The sequence below is a fragment of the Halomonas sp. AOP25-F1-15 genome (genome assembly GCF_052378675.1).
Taxonomy (GTDB): domain Bacteria; phylum Pseudomonadota; class Gammaproteobacteria; order Pseudomonadales; family Halomonadaceae; genus Vreelandella; species Vreelandella casei.
Genome location: NZ_JBQSXV010000003.1, coordinates 167,132 through 185,720 on the forward strand (window position 1 = coordinate 167,132; position 18,589 = coordinate 185,720).

At 54.9% G+C, this 18,589-nt stretch carries 15 protein-coding genes; 10 read left to right on the forward strand and 5 right to left on the reverse strand.

The genetic code is table 11. The annotated features are described in order from the left end of the window. The first annotated feature begins 91 nt into the window (after positions 1–91). The 3 genes from ACT3TF_RS06685 (at position 92) to katG (ending at position 5,272) form a co-directional block, all read left to right on the forward strand. On the forward strand, positions 92–1,858 hold the full coding sequence (locus ACT3TF_RS06685; protein WP_444671840.1) for an ABC transporter transmembrane domain-containing protein: 1,767 nt from the start codon (positions 92–94) through the stop codon (positions 1,856–1,858). A 25-nt stretch (positions 1,859–1,883) separates the two neighbouring features. Then, complete coding sequence (locus ACT3TF_RS06690; RefSeq protein ID WP_444671841.1) at positions 1,884–2,888, forward strand: aldo/keto reductase; 1,005 nt, start codon at positions 1,884–1,886, stop codon at positions 2,886–2,888. 230 nt (positions 2,889–3,118) lie between these two features. Beyond that, the gene (gene katG, locus ACT3TF_RS06695; RefSeq protein ID WP_444671842.1) at positions 3,119–5,272 is read left to right on the forward strand and encodes a catalase/peroxidase HPI; all 2,154 of its coding nucleotides are present in this window, start codon (positions 3,119–3,121) and stop codon (positions 5,270–5,272) included. A gap of 54 nt (positions 5,273–5,326) precedes the next feature. Here katG and ACT3TF_RS06700 read toward each other — a convergent pair whose 3' ends face one another. Continuing rightward, entirely contained in the window at positions 5,327–7,600 is a 2,274-nt protein-coding gene (locus ACT3TF_RS06700; RefSeq protein ID WP_444671843.1) for a molybdopterin cofactor-binding domain-containing protein, read from the reverse strand. A 198-nt stretch (positions 7,601–7,798) separates the two neighbouring features. On the opposite strand from ACT3TF_RS06700, the gene ACT3TF_RS06705 reads away from it, so the two are divergent. Beyond that, a complete protein-coding gene (locus ACT3TF_RS06705; protein WP_444671844.1) occupies positions 7,799–8,281 on the forward strand; it encodes a MarR family winged helix-turn-helix transcriptional regulator in 483 nt (160 codons plus the stop codon). Here ACT3TF_RS06705 and ACT3TF_RS06710 read toward each other — a convergent pair. From ACT3TF_RS06710 to ACT3TF_RS06725, 4 genes are read right to left on the reverse strand one after another with little or no spacing between them, the layout of a single operon-like run. Next, on the reverse strand, positions 8,278–8,946 hold the full coding sequence (locus ACT3TF_RS06710) for an N-carbamoylsarcosine amidohydrolase (protein WP_444671845.1): 669 nt from the start codon (positions 8,944–8,946) through the stop codon (positions 8,278–8,280). The two genes, ACT3TF_RS06705 and ACT3TF_RS06710, sit on opposite strands and share 4 nt — an antisense overlap. 11 nt (positions 8,947–8,957) lie before the next feature. Further along, positions 8,958–9,743 carry a maleate cis-trans isomerase family protein gene (locus ACT3TF_RS06715; RefSeq protein WP_318781457.1) on the reverse strand — a complete coding sequence of 262 codons (786 nt, stop codon included), beginning with the start codon at positions 9,741–9,743 and terminating at the stop codon, positions 8,958–8,960. A gap of 15 nt (positions 9,744–9,758) precedes the next feature. After that, positions 9,759–10,577 (reverse strand): alpha/beta fold hydrolase, encoded by an 819-nt coding sequence (locus ACT3TF_RS06720; protein ID WP_192535792.1) that lies wholly within the window; start codon positions 10,575–10,577, stop codon positions 9,759–9,761. After that, positions 10,574–11,740, reverse strand: coding sequence for an FAD-dependent monooxygenase (locus ACT3TF_RS06725; RefSeq protein WP_192535791.1), 1,167 nt, complete (start codon positions 11,738–11,740; stop codon positions 10,574–10,576). Before ACT3TF_RS06725 ends, ACT3TF_RS06720 begins: the two co-directional genes overlap by 4 nt. Before the next feature lie 239 nt (positions 11,741–11,979). On the opposite strand from ACT3TF_RS06725, the gene ACT3TF_RS06730 reads away from it, so the two are divergent. From ACT3TF_RS06730 to ACT3TF_RS06755, 6 genes are all read left to right on the forward strand, one after another. Next, a complete protein-coding gene (locus ACT3TF_RS06730) occupies positions 11,980–12,129 on the forward strand; it encodes a hypothetical protein (protein ID WP_444671846.1) in 150 nt (49 codons plus the stop codon). A gap of 20 nt (positions 12,130–12,149) precedes the next feature. Continuing rightward, positions 12,150–12,638 carry a (2Fe-2S)-binding protein gene (locus tag ACT3TF_RS06735; RefSeq protein WP_192535790.1) on the forward strand — a complete coding sequence of 163 codons (489 nt, stop codon included), beginning with the start codon at positions 12,150–12,152 and terminating at the stop codon, positions 12,636–12,638. Then, positions 12,631–15,672, forward strand: a complete 3,042-nt coding sequence (locus ACT3TF_RS06740; protein WP_444671847.1) for a c-type cytochrome — start codon at positions 12,631–12,633, stop codon at positions 15,670–15,672. The genes ACT3TF_RS06735 and ACT3TF_RS06740 overlap by 8 nt, the downstream gene beginning before the upstream one ends. A 21-nt stretch (positions 15,673–15,693) precedes the next feature. Beyond that, the gene (locus ACT3TF_RS06745; RefSeq protein ID WP_192535788.1) at positions 15,694–15,897 is read left to right on the forward strand and encodes a hypothetical protein; all 204 of its coding nucleotides are present in this window, start codon (positions 15,694–15,696) and stop codon (positions 15,895–15,897) included. Then, positions 15,890–17,398, forward strand: coding sequence for a sodium:solute symporter family protein (locus ACT3TF_RS06750; RefSeq protein WP_444624879.1), 1,509 nt, complete (start codon positions 15,890–15,892; stop codon positions 17,396–17,398). Before ACT3TF_RS06745 ends, ACT3TF_RS06750 begins: the two co-directional genes overlap by 8 nt. 112 nt (positions 17,399–17,510) lie before the next feature. Further along, positions 17,511–18,542 carry a leucyl aminopeptidase gene (locus ACT3TF_RS06755; RefSeq protein WP_441685364.1) on the forward strand — a complete coding sequence of 344 codons (1,032 nt, stop codon included), beginning with the start codon at positions 17,511–17,513 and terminating at the stop codon, positions 18,540–18,542. Positions 18,543–18,589: the final 47 nt, after the last annotated feature.

Here is an 18,589-nt window from a genome sequence, read left to right on the forward strand (position 1 = left end):
CGCGATTATTCGCGGGCTTTTTTGTGCTGTGCAGGCCATTGCCACTCCTGCTATGGTCATTAGCCGCCTTGGCTGCTGAGCACTCACTATTATGAATCAACGTTCTAACCCCCGTGTGCTGCTGCGTTTGCTGGGACTCCTTCGCCCATACCGGCTACGGTTAGCATTGGCCGGCCTGGCGCTGATACTGGCCTCTGGCAGTGTGCTGCTGCTGGGCAATGGGCTGCGCTTAGTGATTGATCGCGGTTTTATCGGTGCCGATGAGCGGGCCCTTGCGCAGGCATTGGTCTTGATGCTGGTCGTCGTGGCCGTACTGGCACTAGCGTCTGCACTGCGTTACTACCAAGTGACCTGGATTGGCGAACGCTTGGCTGCTGACCTGCGCCGGCGCGTGTTTGACCATTTGCTTTCCCTCGAGCCCAGCTTCTTTGAAAGCGCGAGTGAAGGGCGTGCCGCCGGTGAAATAGCCTCTCGGCTGACCGCGGATACCAGCGTGCTACAGAGCTTGTTTGGCTCCTCCGTATCGCTGGCGCTACGTAATGCCGTGATGTTAATCGGTGCGGTGGTATTAATGCTGATCACTCAGCCTTGGCTTTCGGCGCTGGTGCTGATTGGCATTCCTGCCACGCTTTTGCCTATTGTGTGGTACGGCCGTCGAGTGCGGCGGCTATCGCGTACCAGCCAAGACCGCGTGGCCGAACTTGGCCGCTATGCGGAGGAGGCGCTGAGCGGTATCCAAACGCTTCAGGCCTTTACCCATGAAGCTGAGGATAAGCGCCACTATGGCCAGCGTGTCGAGCAGGCGTTTGGCAGCGCCGTAGAGCGTACGCAGCAGCGCGCCTGGCTGACGGGCATTGCCATGCTAGTCGTGTTTACGGCCGTTGGGCTGATGCTCTGGCAGGGTGGCCAAGCGGTATTAGCAGGCACCATGAGCGCCGGCGAGCTATCGGCGTTTATTTTCTACGCCGTGCTGGCAGCGGGTTCTATTGCCACGCTTGCCGAAGTGGCGGGCGATGTGCAGCGTGCAGCAGGGGCCGCTGAGCGGCTGCTGGAACTGCTCGATACGCCGCCCGCTATCCAGTCGCCCATAAGCCCTCACGCGTTACCCAATCCACCGCGTGGCGAGATTAGATTAGCGAACGTTAGCTTCGTCTATCCCGGTAGGACGACGCCAGCGCTCGAGGCGTTTGATTTACATATCCAGCCAGGAGAGCGAGTGGCTATTGTCGGCCCCTCGGGAGCGGGGAAAAGCACGCTGCTGGCACTGCTGCTGCGTTTTTATGATCCTAGCCAAGGGCATGTTTCCCTCGATGGACTTGATATTCGTCGCTTAGATCTGAGTGCTTTGCGCAGTGCCATCGGGCTAGTGGCCCAAGAGCCGGTGCTGTTTAGCGGCTCGGTAGCGGACAATCTTCGCTATGGCGACGCCGAGGCTGATCTTGGCAAATTACGGGTCGCCGCTCAGGATGCCAGCGCGCTTGCGTTTATCGAGGCGCTACCCCAGGGCTTTGATACGCCGTTGGGGCCGGGGGGTGTGCAGCTTTCCGGTGGCCAGCGTCAGCGGCTCGCTATTGCCCGAGCGCTACTAAAAAATCCCGCCGTGCTGTTGCTGGATGAAGCCACCAGCGCCTTGGATGCCGAAAGCGAACGACTGGTACAGCAGGCGCTGGATCGGCTGATGGTGGGGCGCACCAGCATCGTGATCGCCCACCGGCTCGCCACGGTCATCGCGGCAGATCGATTACTGGTGTTGGATGGCGGGCGACTTATTGCGGCGGGCACGCACGCTGAGTTAATCACCAACAGCCCGCTCTATCGTCATTTAGCCGCATTGCAGTTTGGCGGTGAAACGTTATAAAACTGTTTTAAAGCCGGGAGTTCCTATGTCGAGTTTTTTCCAACGTCTTAATGCTGTTAATGCCCCTTCGATTGGCCTGGGTTGTATGAACCTCTCTCACGGTTACGGCAGCGTCGTGCCTGAAAGTGCTGCCCTGCGTGCTTTGGATGAGGCCTTTGATATGGGCTATCGCCACTTCGATACCGCTACTATGTATGGCGCTACAGCCAATGAGCGTTTGGTCGGTCGCGCCCTGGAGGGCAAACGACATCAGCTGTTTCTAGCCAGTAAATGCGGGATGGCGATGGATCCTGAGTCGGGCAAGCGGGTGATTGACGGCCGCCCGGCAACATTGCGCAAACAGTGCGAAGCGAGCCTTGCGCGGCTGCGTACCGATCATTTAGATCTCTACTACCTGCACCGCTTGGATCACCAAGTCCCCGTTGAAGAGAGCGTAGGCGCGCTAGGGCGCTTGATGGAAGAGGGCAAAATTGGTGGCGTGGGGTTGTCTGAAGTTTCTGCGCTAACCTTGCACCGCGCGGTGGCTGAATACCCAATTGCCGCGGTGCAGTCAGAATACTCGCTGTGGACGCGCAATCCTGAAATCGCTCTGATTGATGCGTGCCGTGAGACAGGCACGGCGATGGTCGCGTTTAGTCCTCTGGGGCGGGGGTTTTTAGCCGGGGCCATTAACGACCCCGCGCGCCTCGAAGAGGGCGATATGCGTCGTAATATGCCGCGTTTTAGCACCGAGAACTATCCGCACAATGTCGCGCTGTTTGAGCGCCTTGCGACGTTGGCGCAGGCATTAAGCGTCACGCCAGGGCAGCTGGCGCTGGCGTGGTTGCAGGCAAAAGGCAGCGACATAATCCCTATTCCGGGCACGCGCACGCCTGCCCATATGCGCGAAAATTTAGCAGCACAAACGCTGCGCCTTGATGACATCACCCTGACACAGCTGGATGCCATGATGACACCAGACCAAGTGGCAGGTGCCCGCTACGGCGAAGCGCAGCAAGCCGATATCGACACCGAAGAATTCACAGCGTAGCGGCGGTTAGCGAAAGTTGATGACGACAAATAGTTAAAAGCTATTAACATTTTAATAAAAAGCAAATTGTGACTATGGAAGTTCTGCTTTAAAACAGAGCTAGGTGAAAGTGCTGGGTAAGCGCATTACATTTTTTACGCACAGTACTAGCGTGAGCAAGCTCACGGTCAGTTGACTTGGTCGTCGGTCAGACGAGCGCCACCAAGGCACAAGCAATAAGGGAGAAAGCTATGAGTGGTAAATGTCCTGTCATGCATGGTGGTAACACCTCAACGGGCACGTCGAATAAAGACTGGTGGCCTGAAGGTATTAATCTGGATATTTTGCACCAGCATGACCGCAAAACGAATCCGATGGATGCTGATTTTGACTATCGGGAAGAAGTTAGAAAACTCGATTTTGACGCGCTGAAGCAAGATGTTCATGCGCTAATGACCGACAGCCAGTCGTGGTGGCCAGCCGACTGGGGCCACTACGGCGGCCTGATGATTCGTATGGCATGGCATTCAGCGGGCACCTATCGCCTTGCCGACGGCCGTGGTGGCGGTGGTACTGGCAGCCAACGTTTTGCACCGCTCAACTCCTGGCCGGACAACGTCAGCCTTGATAAAGCGCGCCGTCTACTATGGCCAATCAAGAAAAAGTACGGCAACAAAATTAGCTGGGCCGACCTGATGATTCTGGCTGGCACGGTGGCTTATGAATCCATGGGCCTCCCTTCCTACGGCTTTTCGTTTGGCCGTGAAGACGTCTGGCATCCGGAAAAAGATATTTACTGGGGCAATGAGAAAGAGTGGCTGGCGCCTTCTGATGAGCGTTACGGCGACGTTGAAAAGCCGGAAACCATGGAAAACCCCCTAGCGGCGGTGCAAATGGGGCTTATCTATGTAAATCCCGAAGGCGTTAACGGCGTGCCCGATCCGCTTAAAACGGCTCAGCAGGTGCGTGAAACCTTCGCTCGTATGGCTATGAACGATGAAGAAACCTCCGCGCTCACCGCCGGCGGTCACACCGTAGGTAAATGTCACGGCAATGGTGATGCGGGGGCGCTCAGTGCCGTGCCCGAAGGATCATCGGTTGAGAGCCAGGGGTTTGGCTGGGGTAATCCGGCCATGGGCGGCAAGGCAAGCAATGCCGTGAGCTCTGGTATTGAAGGCGCCTGGACGACCAACCCTACGCAGTTCGATATGGGCTATTTCGACCTGCTGTTTGGCTATGAGTGGGAACTGAAGAAGAGCCCGGCAGGCGCCCACCAGTGGGAGCCCGTGAATATCAAAGAAGAAGATAAGCCGGTTGATGCCAGCGATCCCTCTGCTCGTCGCAACCCGATCATGACCGATGCAGACATGGCGATGAAGATGGATCCGACTTACCGGGCGCTTTGTGAAAAATTCATGGCGGACCCCGAGTACTTTAAACAGACCTTCGCCAAAGCGTGGTTCAAGCTGACCCACCGTGACCTAGGCCCGAAAGCGCGTTATATCGGCCCGGAAGTGCCTGCCCAAGACCTGATCTGGCAAGATCCGATTCCGGCGGGCAGCACTGACTACAGCGAAGAAGTGGTTAAGCAGAAAATCGCTGAGAGTGGCCTGAGCATCAGCGAGATGGTTAGCACTGCGTGGGATAGCGCGCGAACCTATCGCGGCTCTGATATGCGTGGCGGTGCCAACGGTGCTCGCATTCGCTTAGCGCCCCAGAAAGACTGGGAAGGCAACGAACCTGCGCGTCTCACCAAAGTGCTGGCAGTATACAAGCAGATTGCTGCCGACACCGGTGCGAGCCTTGCCGACGTGATTGTTCTGGCCGGCAGTGTGGCGATTGAAAAAGCCGCTAAAGCAGCAGGTTATGATGTTCGCGTTCCCTTCCTGAAAGGGCGTGGCGATGCCTCTGCTGAGATGACCGACGGTGAATCGTTTGAGCCGCTAGAGCCGCTGGCAGACGGGTTCCGCAACTGGCAGAAGAAAGACTATGCAGTGAAGCCGGAAGAGCTGCTGCTGGACCGCGCCCAGTTGATGGGGCTGACAGGCCCCGAAATGACCGTGCTGATCGGTGGAATGCGCGTACTGGGCACCAACTACGGCGGTACCCAGCAAGGTGTATTTACCCACCGTGAAGGCCAGTTGACCAATGACTTCTTCGTCAACTTGACTGACATGGGCAATACCTGGAAGCCAGTAGGTAACAATGCCTACGAGATTCGCGACCGTCAAACGGACGCCCTCAAGTGGACCGCTTCGCACATTGACCTAGTGTTTGGCGCTAACTCGGTTCTGCGTTCCTACGCAGAAGTGTATGCCCAGGACGATAACGGCGAGAAGTTCGTGAAAGATTTTGTCGCAGCCTGGACGAAAGTGATGAATGCGGATCGATTTGATATTGCTTAATCACGACGAGGTTTAATTCGTTTTGCCAAGCCCGCATCTAGAATGCGGGCTTTTTTAGTGTGGCAGTAAAGCCGATTTTAGCGTCTCGCGAACGGCGTCAGGGGTAAAAGGAGGGTGAGTAAAGCGTACGCCTGTTGCATCGAAGAGCGCGTTAGCAATCGCGGGAGCGCCGGGTAGTGATGTGGATTCTCCTACGCCTAATGACGGCAGTTCCGGGCGATCAAGCAGCATGACATCAATTGCTGGAAGATCCGAAAAACGCAGCACTGGATATCCGCCCCATTCCCTGCTGGTGGGTAGGCTATCTTCAAAGGTGACACGTTCTTTTAAGGTGCGGCTTAGCATCTGAATGACATTGCCATGTACCTGATGGCGAACGCCGGCAGGGTTCACCATTAGGCCCGCATCCTGCCCTACGAATAGCCGTTCCAAGACAATACGTCCGCTCTTCGTATTCACTTTAAGCTCGACAACCCAGGCGGCGAGTGCCGCGCCAAAGCCTGGAAATTTACTGTGCACGTATTGCGCATAAGCGAAGCCTCGGCCATAGCACCAGTCAGCGTCTTTTTTCGGATTTTTATTGGCGACACCTGCTTTCCAGTTCGCACGCTGCACGAGCGCTTCAATAAGCTCGCAGGCGCGGACATCAGGCAAGTTGCGCAATCGGTAGGCGACGGGATCTTCGTTTGCCAAACAGGCCAGTTCATCAATGTAGCTTTCATGAGCGAAGGTGTTGGGTAATGCCGAGACGCCGCGTAGCCAAGAGGCGCGCACAAGCGTTGGCACGTCGTCACAAATGATTTGCCGATGAGGGTAATGATAGGGCGGCACTGATGTTCGGTCGCCCATTTCAAAGGGGATATCGATCGGCGGGGTTGTACCTGTCAGAAGCAGCGCCAGTGTCGGTGCACTGTTAGAAGGATAGCGTGAGCTAAAACGATAGCCTGCTGGGCTACCGTCTGCGTTCAGCCCGCCCTCAATAGCCATGTACTGAGCGGCTCCTTTAGGCTCCCACGTGTGTTCTTGCTCGCGCGTTAACTGCACGCGAACAGGGCGGCCGACTGCCTGGGAAAGAAGCGCGGCGTCGGCGCCCACATCGTCAGCGCAGTTGCGGCCATAGCAGCCCGACGTCTCCATGCGAGTGACGGTAATGACGCTCTCATCTAAGCCTGTTAGGCGCGCTAAGTCTGCCCGCAAACTATGTGGATTCTGTGTTCCCGACCAGACGTGAAGCGCGCCAGCTTTAGCATCAGCCACTGAGCAAGAAGGGCCTATCGAGCCATGCAGTTGAAAAGGCCAAACATAGCTGCGATTGAGCTGCTGGCTGGCCACGCTAAGCGCGCTATCTAGCTCACCCTCATCGATAAGCATGCGCTGCTTGCTGGGTAAATCCAGTAGCGCTTGCTCAATATTGTCCAGTTGGGGAAGTCCTTCGACCGGGCGCCACTCAACTTTAAGCTGTTTAGCAGCAGCGGCGGCTTGTTCTTCACGCTCAGCAACGACACCGACAAAATCCCCTATCACGACAACGCTAATCACGCCTGGCAAATGAGCAACAGAGCTTTTATCAACGGCTATCAAGCTAGTGCCGATAAACGCGCCGTTATCGTGACCTACATAAGGGGGGCGAATCACTCGGCCATGCAGCATGTCGGGAAGGCGGAAGTCATGGACGAAGGTTAATTTGCCTGTGACTTTGTCAGGGATATCAACACGAGCCATGGCTCGACCCACTAGCGTGTAATCGCTGGCGGGCTTGAGCGGTGCGCGATCATCTAGCTTCAACGCATGGCGTGCACCCTTTAGCAATGCTCCAAAGCTTATCGGCGGGTGATGCTTGTCGTTGGGCTGGATAGTACTGTTGAAATGAATAGCGCCGTGTTGGCAGCTGAGTAGGGAGCGCTCGACGCCAAAGTGTTTGGCAGCCAGTGTGAGCAAATATTCGCGTGCCTGTGCCGCGGCACGGCGAAGAGGTTCCGCGGTAATCTGAATCGTCGCACTGGCGATGGTGGGTCCTTGGTTGGGCACATCAAAGGGATTGCCGAGCACCATGGTGACACTATCGAACGCCGTACTCAGCTCTTCCGCTACGATTTGTGCCAGTGACGTGCGTATGCCGGTGCCGAGATCTACGTGTCCGTTGAACGCCACGATATGGCTATCGCTCAAGATGGCGATGAATATCTCGGGCTCAATGGGCGTGAAGAGGGAAAGTGTGCCAGGTTGACCTGGAGCTGGTTTGGGCGGCGTTATAGGGTCTCTATAGACAACCAGAAGATCTGGCTCATGCAGCAGTGACTGTCTTGTATAGTTTGATTTATCCGCCATAACCGCTTCCAAAGCTATCTTTTAAATTAATGTATTTGAGGTGATGAATTGGCGATAAGTAAGGTAAAATTATAGCGTATACGCCATAAAAGCATGGTGAATTGTTCTCACGCAAGCAGTATTTCGTGGGCTGCTACGTGCCCTGATCATCAGTGCCATACTCAGTACATCTCGGCGCCAATACATTAAGGATATTGAATGACAACGGATAGTGCGCTTCATCACTCGTCGGCCGGTGAGCATCCTACGCCTTCAGAGCAAGGCTATGATTTTTCAGAACAAGTGGGGCACCTGCTACGCAAAGCCTATCAGCGCCACACGGCTATTTTTCAGCGATACAGTAGCGATAAACAGTTAACGGCGATCCAGTTCGTGACGCTGTGCACGGTAATGGAACGTGGTCCCAGCTCGTTAACCGATATCGTCAACGTCACGGCGATAGACCCGGCGACTATCCGTGGCGTTATTAAACGCCTCAAGGCCCGCGAATGGATCTCGCTGACCACGGACCCTAATGATCAGCGCAAAGTGATGGTTGTCATCACTGAGTTGGGCGCTGAGTTGGTAGAAAATATGGTACCCAGCGCCAAGCAAATCAGCGATCAGACCATGCAAAATCTCAATCCCGCAGAGCGCGTTGCGCTGATGCATCTGCTCGAAAAAATGAACGCGGATAGCTAGCTAGTGGCTAGGTGATCCAAGGTTTCATTCAGGCTAATGACATCTCCGTACTTACTATCGATATCAAACAGATTGGCTTCGTGGGGCGCTGGGTGGCGGTCGCCGACGCAGTCGCGCACGACGATCACGCGAAAGCCGTGCTGTAGGCCGTCAACCGCAGTGGCGCGGATGCAGCCGCTGGTTGAGCAGCCGGTGATGATCAGTGTATCGATCCCCATCGCGACAAGCGTTGAAGCAAGCGAGGTGCCGAAGAAGGCGCTGGCATACTGCTTTGTCATCACCAGCTCGTCTTCACGCGGTGTTACCTCTGGGCAGAACGCTGCGTAAGGGTTGCCCGCTACCATGGCGCGCATTACCGGCGCTTTTTTCACCCATATGCCGCCATCAATTTGATCCGGGGCGTGATACAGGATGTTGGTATGGATGACAGGAATACCGCTATGCCGGGCTGCGTCTAACAGTGAGGGCATATTGGCAACGGCATCCACCACGCCCTGGGCAAATAGCGGCGAGCCAGGCGTGGTGTAGCCCTGCATGAAATCGACCACTAGCAGCGCAGGCTTGTTACCAAAGCCAATGCGGCCATCCCAAACACCTTTGTAGTTGTCGTCTAAAGAGCGATCGTCAGCACCTTTGCCGCTGGCTGTCTGGTTAGAGGGCGTCATGATATTAGCTCCTAGTAAGCTCCTGACAGCAAGGCACCAGCGCCGGGCACAATAGGCTCTAAATCGAGCGCTTTAAGCATGGCGTAGGTAGTGGCGATAGCAGCAGTGACCACTGGCTTGCCCGTTAAGGCTTCTACCTTGGCAACGGCCGCTAGCGATGGCATTTGTACACAGGCTGATAGCACGATGGCATCGACGTTGTTTAAATCGAGACTAGCCACAATGCCAGGAAGATTAGCGGGATCGTGGCGGGCGACATCCAGGTTGTTAGGGATTTCGAGTGCTCGATAATCAAGCACTTCAATGCCTTCTTGGCGAATGTAGTCGACCACCATCTCGGTGAGTGGCTTCATATAGGGCGCTACCACGACCACGCGTTTGGCTTTCATCACGCCTAGTGCATCGACCAGCGCGCCAGCGCTCGTCACCACCGGCGTATCGCAGCCGTTCTCTTTGGTGCGGCTGCGTAAGCGCTGTTGTGATTCGCGGTGATAGCCAGGCCCCATGGCCATGATCGCGACCAAACAGGCGTAGCCCATCACATCGACTGCCGCATCGGAAAGCTCCAATGCACAGCGGTCTGACTCAGCATCCATCGCTGCGAGCTCGTCCTTGCTGACATTTTTCATGCGCATACGGCTGGAATGGAAGGTAAAACGCTCAGGCCGGATTAGCTGCCGTGCCGCCAGCATGGCCGGAATTTCCGTTTCCATCGTGATGTTAGAACTTGGCACGATCTGCCCGATGCGATAGCTCTTGGAATAGTTCCTGGAATAGCTCTTGGTGCTGTGAGTCATGATCATTGGCCTTTGTTAGAGTTGTTTGCCGAGGAAGTCTTCAAAAGCGGCAAAAAAGCCGTCGAAATCATCCCAGGGAATCATGTGGCCCGCGTTTTCCGCGGTGGTAATCCGCAGGGTGGGCAGCAGATCGATCATTTCAGCGCGATCTTCATCCTGGATAACGCCGCCTTTGCCCGCGCACATCAGCAACGTAGGCACGTTGATGTTGGGGAGGTCTTGGTGGATATCGACGCTGTGAAACTCTTCAAACGCCTGAACTATGGCCGGCTCAAAGCAGGTATGCAGCCACTCGGCGCGCAGCCGCAACTGCTCATCACTCCAGGTCGGGCAGTAGTGACGCATGGTCTCAATGTCGGCGCCACGCGTGCAGTCACGAATCGAGTCCACATACCACGGCAGCTTGCTGGGATATTCTCGACGTCCTGGTCCTGAAACCGGTGGGTCGATCAGTACCAGTTTGGCAATGCCCTTTGCGCCGCGGCTCATGGCGCGAAGCGCAAAGCGCGCGCCCATGGAGTGGCCCGCTAGAATGACATTGTCGAGCCCTAGCTCATCAATAAACGCAATCACATCGTCAGCGCAGGTGTCGATGTCGTAAGCGAGCTCGGGGCCGGTAGACGATAAGCCCCGCCCACGGACATCCAGCACGTAGGTATCGAAGTGCTGACCCAGCCGCTCGGCTACAAACCCCCAGGTGATAGCAGGGCTCGTAATGCCCGGTATCAGCACCAGGGGTTGGCGTGAGGACTTAGCGCTATCGCCGAAACGCAGGTAGTGCTGGCGAATACCGTTGGCATGTAAGTTCGCGCCATAAAGATAGGTGCTGCTCATACTGGGCTTCCTTCATTGATCGCGTCAGGTTGCTTCAGTGGTACTTCAAAGGCATCGTAGGCGAATACCCAGGCCGGGTCTTCATCTGCGCGTAGCCATGTATTGTCATGGGAGACCTGCTGCACTCGCGAGGCACGCTCAAAGCGATTGGTGCGATAAAGCTCGAAAGCACGTTGATAATTGTCAGCGCCAACATCTTCCAGGCAACGCACCAGCATGGCAGCATCTTCAATCGCCATGGCGGCGCCTTGAGCCATATGTGGCTTCATTGGGTGACAGGCATCACCAAGCAGTACTAATCGGTTTTCATGCCAAAGTGGTAGCGGATTACGTTCCAATAAAGGCCACTTCGTGACGCTTTCTGTGCAGTCAATCAGCGCTTGTACGGTGGGGTGATAGCCTTTGAACGCTGTACGCATTTCTTCCTGGGAGCTATCGACGAAGGAGGTGCCGTGGTTCCAGTCGGGTTCGGGCACGCCCGTCACGTAGTAATACTCTTTTTCGTCGCCGGTGACGAAATAAACCATCATATGACGATCTTCAGACCACCACTTCACGCACGCCTCAAAATCCAAATCGTACGCCTTGAGCTTTTCAGCGGAGATAATCGCACGGTGGGCAACCCAGCCACTGTAGATAGGTGCTTCAGTGCCGAGTAATTTCTCACGCAGGCGTGAATTAACACCATCAGCACCAATGACTAAATCCGCCTCTTCCGTCGAACCATCGGCGAAGGTCATGACGACTTTATCGCCGCTGTCATCGACATCTACCAAGCGCTTATCGAAATGTAGATTATCCTGGTCGAGCGTGCTCACCATTAATTCGTGGAGGTCGCCACGGTGGACGGTGATATAGGCTGCCCCGTAGTTTTCGAGAGCAAACTCACCCAGCGGGATACGCGACTGATATTCCCCCGTCATGCCGTTACGGCTGAACCAGTAATCAGGATGTGACCCCATGGCATTAAGCTTGTCCTCAATGCCGATACGCCGCATGACTTTCATAACATTGGGGCCAAGGTGAATTCCCGCGCCAAGGCGAGAAAAAGCCGGCGCTTGTTCGTAAACCTTGGTGGGATAACCCGCTTGCTGCAGCAGTGCGCCAGCCGCGGCACCGCCAAGGCCGGCGCCAATGACTGCAATGGTGGGTTTGTTCTTCATATCGTCGTTGCCTCGCTGTTTTTATTCACACACCACCGTGCAGAGCGCCTCAGGGAGTGAGTTTGTGAATGCTATAAAACAACGTATACACCATTTATTTGTTGGTCAAGGATTTAATGGGAAAATTATTTTTATGAACAAATAGGTTGATTGAGTATATATTATGCTGAATTTAATGACTTTTTTTGTATTTTTATGGTTTTTATAAAAACTTGAAAGACTCATCAATTGAGTGCTATATGTTTATTAGTATTTTTTTATGGCGTGTACGCTTTTTATGCATGTTTGTGAGCATCGCCGCACTTTACCGGTGCACGCCTAGCGATGAAGGCGAAAATAGGCTGATTATTCAGTACGACGAAGAGTGTTTGGCAAGCAGGCCGTTTTAACAATAAGATGATGATTCCTTATGACGCTAACGTTGACAGTCAATGGACAAGAACATGAGCTGGCAGTGCCCCCGCATACGCTGCTACTCAATGTGCTGCGTAATGACCTAGCGCTTAATGGGCCTAAATACGGCTGTGGCTTGGGCGAATGTGGTGCATGCAGTGTATTGATCGATGGCATGGCCGCACGAACGTGCGTGCTACCCGTGTCCGCTGCCGTTGGCCATGACGTCATTACGCTTGATGGGCTGGCCAGCTACGGCCAGCTTGATCCTGTTCAGCAAGCCTTCATTGATGCGCAAGCAGCCCAGTGTGGCTACTGCCTGAACGGCATGATTATCACCGTTCGTGCGCTGTTAAATCATAACGCACAGCCTTCAGCGCAACAGATTCGTACCGCGCTTGAGCATAATCTGTGCCGATGCGGTACTCACGTTGAAATTCTGCAAGCAGCGCGCCTGGCTGTTGACCTCAATGCGAGCCGATTGCAGGAGCCACTTCATGAGTGAAGGGCAGCGGCTTCGTCGTCAGCATCATCAGGCGAGCATTCCCGCGGCATTGGCGCATTCACGCTATGGCGTCGTCGTACGCCCACCTCACTATCATTGGGATGGCGAGCGGTTTGAAAGCGATCGCTTAATTAGTGTTGATAGGTCCAGCATCGGCTCACCACCAGGTGCTATTGAGGTGGTGGTTGAAGAAGACTTTGTCGGTGTTGTTGCCGGCAGTTTGGCCTTGGCTATTGATGCGGCTAAACAGCTCAAGGTTGAGTGGCAATCCGTGCGTCAGCCAACCAATAGCGCACCTGATTCTATTAAATCTACGTCTCTCAAATTCAGCGCTGTTAAAACAAGCCCTCAATCGCAGGCGTCAATGCGTCAGCAGTATGGCTGGCCGAGCCGGATGCATTGGGGAAATAGCCCCGGCTGGGTGATCGCGGATTACCGCCAGCACCAGCTCGATATTTGGGGAAAAACCGTTACTCCACTGGCGCTTAAGCACGATTTAAGTCGCTTAACCGCATTGCCCGTTAACCAGATTGAACTCTATTGCCTCGACCAAACGCACGTGTCGCGTCAAGCAACCGGGCTTGGCCGCCATTGCGGCGATGATGCCGCTGTCGATGCGGCGCTAATGTCTAAGGCGGTGGGGGCCCCGGTAGCGGTTTGGCTTGATGCCCGCTATGCAAAAGATAAAGAGGCGCTGGGGCAGGCGCAGAGGATGACGCTAGAAGCCGATCTTGCCAGCAGCGGTGAGATCACCCGCTATCATTACCAGCAGGCTAGTATTATCGGTGAGGTCGCCGCTGTCGGGCTCTGGCTGAGTGGCAAGGCCGCGATCACCGAGCTTAGGGCTGAGGCTACTGAGGCTTCGGATAATAGTAACGATGCGGCGCCGTTTTCACCTTACGTTTTTCGAGACCAATATCTTGCTGCAAGAAGCCAATCCAATAGCCTTTCAAGTGATTCTACTGTCGTCGACATTCAGCAGGCGTTTGCGCGAGAGTCGTTTCTAGATGAGGTGGCTCGTGATAGCGAACAGGACCCCATTGCGCTGCGTCTTCGTCACCTCGACGATGCGCGTGGCATAGCGCTAATAGAGTCGGTCGCTAAACGGGCTGAGTGGACGGTGCCTCTGTCGCCGCTTTCTCCCACGTCAGCGCCAAATTCAGCGCCGCAGGACCTGCTGCGAGGTCGCGGTTTTGCATACTCTCAGCTGCCAAGCCGTGATCAACGTGAGGCACCCGGTGTACGCTCCGCGTGGATTGCCGACGTAGTGGTTAACCGGATTACCGGTGAGGTGCAGCTGACCCGCTTGGTTGTTGGCCAAGACACGGGCCCTGATGTGGATACCGCGCGTCTTCAGCAAACGCTCCAAACACGGGTATTGGGTGAAGCTCGCCCGCTTTTGGGGCAAAGCCCTGCGTTTGATGAGTGGGGTGATGGCCGCAATGTACTCGTGCCCGTCGCTTCAGGAGCAGGCGAGCTGGCTACGCGCGGCTATCAACCGGCAACGCAAAGGGTGCCTTCTTCTTTTAACCAACCTGCTACCGATGTATTAACCGGGGCTGAGCTATCGCCCGGTGTTGCCGTGATTGCCAACGCGCTATTTGATGCGACCGGCATTCGTTTTCGCCAGCCTCCCTTTACTGCCAAGCGTGTCCGCCAGGCACTCCAAGAGCCGACGGTGGCGATTGCCGGGCGTCCGGCCAAACTGCAGCGCCCTGCGAGGCGGCGCTGGTTAGCCGCTGCGGCACTGACTACAATGGCGGGCACGGTGGCTATCGCATGGCCGTGGAAGGGCGCCGTGGCCCCTATTGCTCGGCCAGCCACTAATCTTTATTCCGCCGATACCATTGAGCGCGGGCGGCTAGTCGCCGCCGCTGGTGATTGCGCAGCGTGCCATACCGCTGACAATGGTGTAGCCAACGTGGGTGGGCGTTCATTTGAAACGCCTTTTGGAACGCTCTACAGTACTAACATTACGCCAGACGAGGTAACGGGTATTGGTCAGTGGTCCTACGCGGCGTTTGAACGAGCAATGCGCCATGGCATCAGTCGCGATGGCAGTCATCTCTATCCCGCTTTTCCCTATACGGCGTTTGCCAAAACAAGTGATACCGACTTACAGGCGCTGTACGCCTACCTAATGTCTCAGCCGGCGGTGTCATCGGATAAAACCGTTAACGATCTTGCTTTTCCTTTCAGCGTACGCGCCTTAATGGCTGGCTGGAACACGCTTTATCACGACCCCACTCCCTTCCAGCCAGACCCCATGCAAAGCGAGCTTTATAATCGAGGCGCCTATCTGGCAGAAGGGTTAGGCCACTGCAGTGCTTGCCATAGCCCACGTAATGCCATGGGCGCGGAGAAAAGCGGCAAGAATTATTTTGCAGGGGCCTTTGTTGATGGCTGGGAGGCGCCGCCACTCAATGCGCTGTCGCGTGCGCCGGTTGCTTGGAGTGAAACATCGCTCTACGACTATTTGCGCCATGGTGAGTCGGCGCTGCATGGGGTTGCCTCTGGCCCGATGGCACCAGTCGTTGCGGGATTGGCCGAATTGCCTGAATACGACGTGAGAGCCATTGCCCACTATGTGGCCACACAGATGCAGGCACCGACGGATGATAGCGACGTAGCGGTGGCGAGGGCGGAGCAGCGTGTGGCTGGCGCAACGCTTAGTGCGCCCGGCTTGGAGGCGGGCGAGCGCCTATTCGATGGCGCTTGCGCAGCCTGCCACGTGGCAACCGGAGTACCTACTTTCTCCAGCGCGAGTACGTCACTCGCGCTGAATACCAATATTCATAGCGACCACCCCGACAACGTTATTCAGTCGATTTTAAGCGGTGTCCACGCAGACCACGTTCCAGGAACCGGCAGTATGCCTGGTTTTTCCGACAGTTTTAGCAATACCCAAGTCGCTGATTTAGCGATGTATCTTCGAGCGCGCTTTGCACCAGATAAAGCACCTTGGCAACAACTAGAACAACGTAGCGCTGATTTACGCCAGCCTCACCAAAACAACACACACTCTACTCCATGATGTAATAAAACGAGGTGGACTATGAAACCTGAGTTTGGAAAACGAAGTAAATGGATATGGCTCGTATGGATAATTGTCCTGCTGAGCTATTTAGTGCCTTACACCCTGTTGAGCAATGTCGCGTTTTGGTACGGCAGCTTCTTGTTTTGGGCGGTTGCAGGGTTAATTGTCATTGCGCTGAACGTGTTTATCACTAAAGACTTCGAGGATCACAGCAATGACTGAGTCACTCATTTGGTGGTCTATTGCTATCTATTTATTGATTGCGGTAGGCATTGCGATTATGTCGCGACAAGGCGCTGCAGAAAGTATGTCAGGATACTTTTTGGGCAATCGACAGATGAATGGTTTTGTCTCGGCGCTGAGCTACAGTGCCACCACCTACAGCGCGTTTATGATGGTCGGTTTAGCAGGCCTCACCTACGCCGGAGGCGTGGGCGCACTGGGGTTTGAAATTATTTATTTTGCGGGCGTTTCCCTGGTGGCTATCTTCGGGCCGAAGTTTTGGGCCGTCGGGAAAAAGTTCGGCTATGTGACGCCAAGCGAAATGCTGGGTCATCGCTATAACAGCAAACATGTCGCAATGGCGGTTTCTCTTGCCAGCTGTATCTTCCTGATTCCTTATTCAGCGGTTCAGTTGGCGGGTGTAGGTTACCTGTTGCAAGGTATTACCGACGGGGCGATTACCTTTACGACGGGCGTCATCATGGCCACGATGATTGCTATCTTCTTCTCTTATATAGCGGGAATTCGCTCGGTCATGTGGACCGACTCTCTCCAGGCGATCATGATGATTGTGGCCTCGACGCTCGTGGCATTCCTGGTCATTCAGGGCCTGGGTGGTTTTGGCGCGCTATTTGACACGCTTGCGACGGAGCATCCTCAGTCACTCACGGTGCCGGGCTCGGGTTTGTTCAGCTTCGTTACTTTCTTAGGGCTAACGATTCCTTGGTTCTTCTTTAGCCTCTCTAATCCCCAAGTTAGCCAGCGCCTGTTTATGCCTTCTTCATTGCGCGCAATGCGTCAAATGCTGATTGGTTTTCTAGTGTTTGGCTTTATCTACACCATGGTGTCGGTACTGTGGGGCTTCTCAGCTTTAGCCGCTTTCCCCAGCCTTGCAAGTGCCGATTTGGCGACGCCCACGCTGCTAGCATCTGAGTTTGTACCACCGGTACTGGGTGTAATCGTGATGGTCGGCATTATGGCAGCAGCCGTTTCTACTATTGATTCCATCATGCTGACGCTGGCCTCAATGGTCTCTCGTGATGTGTATGCGAACGTGAAGCCTAACGTCAGTGAGAAACGCCAGCTGCTAGTGGGTAAGTTTGTTGTACCTGTCATCGCAATTTTGGCATTGGCCTTTGCCGAGCTGCAGTTGGACTTGATTGCCGTACTGTCAGTCGCCGCATCGTCTGGCCTGGTCGCGATGGTGCCCGCCATTATCGGCGCTTTCTATTGGAAGCGTGGCACTGGCGCTGGTGCCTTAGTCAGTGTGGTAGGCACGAGTGCCTTTGTGCTGCTGATGTATGCCACCGGAAACTCACTGCTGGGTCTGCCTTCCGGCATATGGGGAATCGTCGTCGCTAGCGTGCTTTTTGTTGGCGTTAGTCTGATGACCAAGCCTCATCAAGCAGCCACCGATGCTTTCTTTGACGCCATATCAGAAGAGCTGGGTAAAAAGCGCAGCCACAAGGTTAGCCCGTCGACTCAGGAGTCGAACGTTTAGTTTTATCTGACAATATTTAGAGCGTTTGAGGCCCAATATTGGAAGCTCAAACGCTCTCAAGAAGATTTTCCTAACACGATATAAGATTTACACCAGCGAAGTAGGAGTCTTTATGGATCATGCAGGCTTTACGGAAATCTGTCTCCATCAGTTAAAAATGTCCGGCGTACACGAAGGTGAAAGACTTGTGGTGCTTACGCAGGGAAGCGAGCGCCTGGAATATGCCGATGCCTTTATGGCCGCGGGTCAGCGTTTAGGCGCCAACATGTACCACATGCGCTTACCCGCTCCGCTACCCACTGGCGGTTGGAGCGTGGGTGCGACAGGGCTTGCCAGTATGCCCGACGCGGTGGAGGCGCTCAAAAATTGCGATATGCTGATCGACTGTATTTTTCTGCTTTTCTCACCTGAGCAAATGGCCATTCAAGCGGCCGGTACACGGATCTTAACCGCCGTTGAACCACCGGAATTGCTGGCCAGAATGCTGCCTACGAAGGAACTCCGGGAAAAGGTTGAATTAGCCGCCGAGTTGCTGGCAAAAGCCAAGGTTATGCGCATCACGTCGCCCCACGGAACGGATGTCACCTATCAACTTAATACATACGCCACCGTTGCTGAGTATGCCTGCACCGATGAGCCCGGGCGGTGGGACCATTGGCCGTCCGGCTTTGTATTTACCGGCGGTGATGATGACGGGGTTGATGGCACCATTGTCGTTGCGCCAGGCGATATTTTGCTGCCCCAGAATATGTATGTCAGAGAGCCGATTACGTACACCATCAAGAAGGGCTGGATTACCGATATCCGCGGTGGGCTAGATGCGGAGCTGGTTAAGTCCTACATGGAAAGCTTTAACGATCCGCGTGGGCTGGGTATGAGCCATGTCGGTTGGGGCATGAACCCCAATGCCAAGTGGCACCGTATGGTGCCTGGCGAGTTTCCCGGCGGCATGGGCATGGAGCCGCGCAGTTTTTATGGCAACGTAATGTTCTCTACCGGGCCAAATAATGAGTTAGGTGGCACTAACGATACGGCCTGCCATCTCGATATCCCGATGCGCAATTGCTCGCTGTTTCTGGATGGTGAACCTATTGTGGTTGATGGCGATATTGTCGTTAAAGAACTGCAAATGGCCAGACATTAATGCGTTAGAACCTGGTCGTGCCAAAGCCCTCAACAAAGCCCCTCAAC

Excerpts from the sequence above, each read along its gene's own strand:
- ACT3TF_RS06690 (WP_444671841.1), top strand. The coding sequence starts at position 1,884 with ATGTCGAGTTTTTTCCAACGTCTTAATGCTGTTAATGCCCCTTCGATT.
- ACT3TF_RS06750 (WP_444624879.1), top strand. The coding sequence starts at position 15,890 with ATGACTGAGTCACTCATTTGGTGGTCTATTGCTATCTATTTATTGATT.
- ACT3TF_RS06745 (WP_192535788.1), top strand. The coding sequence starts at position 15,694 with ATGAAACCTGAGTTTGGAAAACGAAGTAAATGGATATGGCTCGTATGG.
- ACT3TF_RS06700 (WP_444671843.1), bottom strand. The coding sequence starts at position 7,600 with ATGGCGGATAAATCAAACTATACAAGACAGTCACTGCTGCATGAGCCA.
- ACT3TF_RS06685 (WP_444671840.1), top strand. The coding sequence starts at position 92 with ATGAATCAACGTTCTAACCCCCGTGTGCTGCTGCGTTTGCTGGGACTC.
- ACT3TF_RS06705 (WP_444671844.1), top strand. The coding sequence starts at position 7,799 with ATGACAACGGATAGTGCGCTTCATCACTCGTCGGCCGGTGAGCATCCT.
- katG (WP_444671842.1), top strand. The coding sequence starts at position 3,119 with ATGAGTGGTAAATGTCCTGTCATGCATGGTGGTAACACCTCAACGGGC.
- ACT3TF_RS06735 (WP_192535790.1), top strand. The coding sequence starts at position 12,150 with ATGACGCTAACGTTGACAGTCAATGGACAAGAACATGAGCTGGCAGTG.
- ACT3TF_RS06730 (WP_444671846.1), top strand. The coding sequence starts at position 11,980 with ATGTTTATTAGTATTTTTTTATGGCGTGTACGCTTTTTATGCATGTTT.
- ACT3TF_RS06710 (WP_444671845.1), bottom strand. The coding sequence starts at position 8,946 with ATGACGCCCTCTAACCAGACAGCCAGCGGCAAAGGTGCTGACGATCGC.
- ACT3TF_RS06720 (WP_192535792.1), bottom strand. The coding sequence starts at position 10,577 with ATGAGCAGCACCTATCTTTATGGCGCGAACTTACATGCCAACGGTATT.
- ACT3TF_RS06725 (WP_192535791.1), bottom strand. The coding sequence starts at position 11,740 with ATGAAGAACAAACCCACCATTGCAGTCATTGGCGCCGGCCTTGGCGGT.
- ACT3TF_RS06715 (WP_318781457.1), bottom strand. The coding sequence starts at position 9,743 with ATGACTCACAGCACCAAGAGCTATTCCAGGAACTATTCCAAGAGCTAT.
- ACT3TF_RS06755 (WP_441685364.1), top strand. The coding sequence starts at position 17,511 with ATGGATCATGCAGGCTTTACGGAAATCTGTCTCCATCAGTTAAAAATG.
- ACT3TF_RS06740 (WP_444671847.1), top strand. The coding sequence starts at position 12,631 with ATGAGTGAAGGGCAGCGGCTTCGTCGTCAGCATCATCAGGCGAGCATT.